Genomic DNA, 4,271 nt, shown 5'->3' on the forward strand with positions numbered 1-4,271 from the left:
CGAAGTCCGCCTGCGCGGACTGCCCCAGCGAGGGTCCGGCGCCGTACACCGAAGCGCGCTTCCCGCATCACCTCCCCCGCGCCAGCGGGGGAGGTCGCGAGTCGACGAGCGGGTGGGGGCCCTTCCGCGGGGAGAGCCAACGTGCACGATCTCTGCGCCGCCCACTTTCGCACTTTCGCACTTTCGCACTCGCCGTTACTGCCCCACGTACACCTTTCCGTCCTTCATCACGAAGCGGACGCGTCCCATGGCGTCGAAGTCCGCGGCCGGGTCGCCCTCCACGGCGATGAGGTCCGCCAGCGCGCCGGGGCGGATGACGCCCAGCCGGGGCTCGCCCAGGGCGCGGCCGGCGTGGAACGTGGCGGACTGCAGCACCTGCGCGGGCGTCATCCCCGAGCCCAGGTAGGCCCACAGCACCCGCCGGGACCACTCGCCGCGCGACCCGCCCAGCGCGGCGTACATGTCCGATCCCGCCACGATCGTCACCCCCGCCGCACGGGCGTGGCGCACCCGGTCGCGCGGACGCTCCAGGAACTGCTCGCGGCCCTCGGGCGGCGGCGGCGGGTTCATCTGCGTGACCTCGATGAAGCGGTCCACGGTGACGCGGTCCGGGTCCGTGGGCACCAGCGCCACGCCGCGGCGCGCCATGAACGCGAACGTGCTGTCCGCCACGTCGTATCCGTGCTCCACCGTCGTCACGCCGGCTTCCACGGCGCGCCAGACGGCGGCGTCGTTGGTGGCGTGGGCGGCCACGGGCAGGTCCATCCGCCGCGCCTCGTCCACGATGGCGCGCATCTCGTCCATGGTGAAGCTGGCCCGGTTGGGCGTGTTCTCCGCGTACATCTTGATGACGCGGGCGCCCTGGATGGCGGCCTCGCGCACGGCGCGGCGCGCGTCGTCCACCCCGTTGACGATGCGGTACTCGCCGTGGACGAGCGCCATGTGGCCCGGCTCCACGCCGGGCAGCTGTCCGCCCTCGGGGCTCAGGCCGGGGCCGGAGAAGTAGATGCGCGGGCCCTCCAGCGTTCCCTCGTCGATGGCGCGGGCGAGCGCCGCGTCGCCGAAGGTGCCGCTGTTGCCCAGGTCGCGCACGGTGGTGATGCCGGCCTGCAGGTAGGTGCGGGCCCGCGCCGCGCCGCGCAGGGCGCGCAGCGTGGTGCCCTCGAACGCCACCTCGCGGGCCATCTCCTGCCCCTCGTCCAGGCGCGGGCTGGTTTCCATCAGCAGGTGCGTGTGCGCGTCGATGAGCCCCGGCATGACGGTGTACGCCCGCAGGTCGATGACGCGCGCGCCCTCCGGCGCCGGCAGGTTCTCGCCCACGGCTTCCACCACGCCGCCGCGGATGAGCACGTCGCGGGCGGGCAGGAACACGCCGCGCTCGCTGTCGAACAGGCGGCCGGCGTGGATGAGCACGGGCTCCCCCGGCGGCGGACCGCCCGGCTGCGCGGCGGCGGGATGGCTCAGCAGGGCCGCGGCGGCCACGGCGGCCGTCCGGGCAAGATTCGCGATTCGCATGGATCGTCAGGATCGTGTGTTGATTCCGCAGGCCGCGTCGGCGGCTGGGGCAGCGTACGGACAGGTTGTCGACAAAGATTCACGAATTCTCTGCGGGGGGGAGATCACGGCTGGGCGGAGCGCCCCCCATCCCCGGCCCTTCCCCACGAACTGCGTGGGGGAAGGGAGAACGGCGGTCCATGCAGGGTGGCGGGCTGTCTCTCGCCCGCGGAGGGCCCCCTCCCCCCGGCCCCCTGCCCCCGCTTCGCGGGGGAGGGGGAGAACAACTTGATTGAAGGCGGCGTTGGTGTACTGCGCTGGCCTGCGCTGGGGCAGTCCGCGCAGGCGGACTTCGTGAACTTCCAGCGGCGAATTCATTCGCTCCGGCTGGGACTCCGCGGGACTCCGGCTGCGTGGACGCGGCCTCCCTCGATGCCTTCACTCCCGCGCGGCGCGCCCCGCACCCGATCCGCCGCGGCCACGCCTCGCACATGTGTCCCGATCCCCGCCATCCGGTTGCCCGGGACCCCGCGTCAGTGTAGGTTACGCGGGTTTGTGACGGAAAGCACAAAGGCCACACGGACACGACGCAGGATGCCCACGTACGAGTACCGCTGCCCCGAGTGCGGCAACGAGTTCGAGAAGTTCGGGCGGATGTCCGATCCGCCGGTTCAGGAGTGCCCCCACTGCCACGCCCAGGCCCAGCGCAAGATCAGCGGGGGCGCGGGGCTGGTGTTCAAGGGGAGCGGGTTCTACATCACCGACTACCGCGGCGACGGCTACAAGAAGGCCGCCGAGAGCGACAAGGGCGGCGGATCATCGTCGTCCGGCTCCGGCGAGAGCAAGCCCGCGCCCAAGTCCGAATCGTCCTCGTCCGGCGGATCGTCGTCGGGCGGGTCGTCCACGAGCGAATAGATGGCCGTCGAGAAGCTGCAGGCCCAGATCGAGCGCGCCCTCCGGGAAATGGGCGTGCAGGACCCCGTCACCGTCGCCCTGGAGCGTCCGCGCAACCCGGAGCACGGGGACTGGGCCACCAACGTGGCGCTCACCCTGGCCAAGCCCCTGCGCAAGGCCCCGCGGCAGATCGCCGAGGAGCTGGCGGAGCGCATTGACCGCGCGGCCGCCGGCATCCGCAGCGCCGAGGTGGCCGGGCCGGGCTTCATCAACTTTCGCCTGTCCACGGACTACCTGCGCGACGGGCTCGTCCGCATCGTCCGCGAGGGCGAACGCTACGGCCGCAACGAGAGCGGCGCGGGCAAGCCCGTGAACGTGGAGTTCGTCAGCGCCAACCCCACGGGGCCGCTGCACATCGGCCACGGGCGGCAGGCCGCGCTGGGCGACGCGGTCGCCGAGCTGCTGGCCTGGGCCGGCTGGGCCGTGCACCGCGAGTACTACTACAACGACGCGGGCGAGCAGATCAACCGGCTCACCCGCAGCGTGTGGGCCCGCTACCAGCAGGCCGTCGGCCGCGAGGTCACGTTCCCCGACGACGGCTACCACGGGGAGTACGTCCGCGAGATCGCGCAGGCGCTCGTGGCCGAGCACGGCGACCGGTTCGCCGGCGACGAATCCGCCGAGACGCTGGACGCCATGCGCGTCTTTGCCGTCGCGCGGCTGCGCGCGGAGCAGAACCGTGACCTGGACGGGTTCCGCGTGCGCTTCGACACGTACTTCCTGGAGTCGTCGCTGTACGGCAGCGGGGCGGTGGAAGACACCATCCGCCGCCTGCGCGAGACGGGGCACGTGTACGAAAAGGACGGCGCCGTCTGGCTGCGGACCACGGAGTTCGGCGACGACAAGGACCGCGTGATGGTAAAGTCCACGGGCTTTCCCACGTACTTCCTGCCGGACGTGGCGTACCACGTGAACAAGTGGGAGCGCGGGTTCCATCGCGCCATCAACGTGCAGGGCAGCGACCACCACGGCACCGTGGCGCGCGTGCGCGCGGGCCTGCAGGCGCTGGGGCTGCCCCAGGGCTACCCCGAGTACGAGCTGCACCAGATGGTGCTGGTGATGCGGGGCGGCCAGGAGGTCAAGTTCAGCAAGCGCGCGGGCGACTACGTCACCATGCGCGAGCTGTACGACGAGGTGGGCGTGGACGTGGCGCGGTACTTCTTCCTCATGCGCCGCGCCGAGGCCCAGCTCACGTTCGACCTGGACCTGGCGCTGGACCAGTCCGACAAGAACCCGGTCTACAAGATCCAGTACGCCCACGCGCGGCTGTCGTCCATCTTTCGCCGCGCGGAGGTGGACCCGGCCACGCTGGACGCCATGTCCGCGGACCTGGACCTGCTCTCGCACGAGAGCGAGACGGACCTGGTAAAGCTGCTGCTGCGCTTTCCTGAGGAGATCGCCATCTCCGCCGAGGCGCACACGCCGCACGCCATCTGCGCGTACCTGGAAGAGGTGGCGGGCGCGGTAAACAGCTGGTACCACGCCGGCAACCGTGACGCGTCGCTGCGGGTGATCGGCGACGCCGTGAGCCCGGAGCAGTCGCGCGCGCGCCTGGTGCTGAGCCGCGCCGTGCAGACGGTGCTGCGCAACGGCCTGGCCCTGCTGGGCATCAGCGCGCCCGAGCGCATGGCGCGCGCGGAGACGGCGGACGGCGCCGAGAGCGCGGAGAACGCGGACGAAGGCGCGGCGGCGTAGCTGTCGGCGGCCATCGTCCGAGGAGGGCGTCGGCGGCGCAGGCAGTCGCAGGTCGGTTGAGTCGGGAGCAGGGTCGGGCGCCCGTCGCTGCGCGACGGGCGAGCCCTCTCCCCCGACCGCCTTTTTGC

General features: G+C 72.0%; 3 protein-coding genes. 2 read left to right on the plus strand and 1 reads right to left on the minus strand.

Features of this window, described 5'->3' with window-relative positions:
* Window positions 1-195: 195 nt before the first annotated feature.
* The gene (locus VFZ20_RS20430; RefSeq protein WP_329685790.1) at window positions 196-1,515 is read right to left on the minus strand and encodes an amidohydrolase family protein; all 1,320 of its coding nucleotides are present in this window, start codon (window positions 1,513-1,515) and stop codon (window positions 196-198) included.
* A 573-nt stretch (window positions 1,516-2,088) separates the two neighbouring features.
* Here VFZ20_RS20430 and VFZ20_RS20435 point away from each other — a divergent pair.
* Both VFZ20_RS20435 and argS read left to right on the plus strand, forming a co-directional pair.
* Window positions 2,089-2,409 (plus strand): zinc ribbon domain-containing protein, encoded by a 321-nt coding sequence (locus tag VFZ20_RS20435; RefSeq protein WP_329685791.1) that lies wholly within the window; start codon window positions 2,089-2,091, stop codon window positions 2,407-2,409.
* Complete coding sequence (gene argS, locus VFZ20_RS20440) at window positions 2,410-4,143, plus strand: arginine--tRNA ligase (RefSeq protein ID WP_329685792.1); 1,734 nt, start codon at window positions 2,410-2,412, stop codon at window positions 4,141-4,143.
* Window positions 4,144-4,271 lie beyond the last annotated feature (128 nt).

Origin of the sequence: Longimicrobium sp., from assembly GCF_036280135.1 — a bacterium.
GTDB lineage: Bacteria > Gemmatimonadota > Gemmatimonadetes > Longimicrobiales > Longimicrobiaceae > Longimicrobium.